The organism is Flavobacterium sp. FG139, assembly GCF_057809695.1.
In genome coordinates, this window is the sequence record NZ_JBMDKL010000044.1 from 1 (window position 1) to 1,034 (window position 1,034).

At 30.3% G+C, this 1,034-nt stretch carries 1 protein-coding gene; it reads right to left on the bottom strand.

Features of this window, described 5'->3' with window-relative positions:
- Window positions 1-167 precede the first annotated feature (167 nt).
- Window positions 168-869, bottom strand: coding sequence for an energy transducer TonB (locus tag ACODSI_RS15025; protein WP_488917669.1), 702 nt, complete (start codon window positions 867-869; stop codon window positions 168-170).
- Window positions 870-1,034 lie beyond the last annotated feature (165 nt).

Here is a 1,034-nt window from a genome sequence, read left to right on the forward strand (position 1 = left end):
CGCTAACGTTTTGTCGCTTGCGCCAGTGGCGGTTTTCTACACTGACGATAACAAATATACCGAAAAGATAGAAAGAAAAAACGCGATTGAAAGAAAAAAGATATTTACTTCCGCATTCTGATAAATCCCGAGCCACGCCATTGGTGCAAACGGCTGTTAGTGGCAGTTTATTTATTGTATAAGTTTAAGTGCATTTCACTATTCACATTAATTCCTCTAAATTCTGCGGGCTTCCATTTTGCCTTTTTTACAAAATTAATAGCCTCTCGTTCGAAATATTTTGCAAAATCTTTATTTTTTGTGATGCTAAAATCACTTTTGGCTTTTATTTTTCCAACCGTTCCGTTCCTGTAAATAACAAAGAAAACTTCGGTATTTGCCTTTTCTTTTTTAATTTGATTTTTACTCAGTTTGGGATAATTTAATCCATCTACAAAATCATCTTCGGGTTTTTTTAAAAAATCCTCATAGTTTTTTGCATTAACGTATCGCGAAGTTGTTTCACAATCAAAGAAACTGAAAATAAAATTTGGATTATTTTTAATAAATTCTCTGTCAGCAATATTTCTCAATGAATCAATGAATTTAAATCCAAATTTTTTATTAATAGTTTCATTCATCATGTTTTTATAGCAATTCCATTTGAACCCTTTTGGTGGTCGAGAGCAAACTCCAAAAATTGTATCAAAAGAGATATTGTGTTTAGAAAGCAATTTTATCATTTCAGCATTGCTTACCTCGTAACTTCCTAATCCAAAATAAAATGAGTATACTAATTTACCTTTTTTGATATCTTCTCTAGCTTTTTTTTCTTCATTTATGCATAAAGTGTCAATTACTTTGATTCTGCCTGTTTGTATTTTATACATATCATCCTCACTGTATATGATAAGTGAATCATTATATTTCTTTTCCCTTTTTAACTCTTGTTTTTTGCTACAAGAGGTTAATGGGAAACATATTAGTAAAAGAATTAGCTTCAAGTATTTCATTGCTTTTTTAAAGATATACGTCATAAATTGCCACTAACGTTC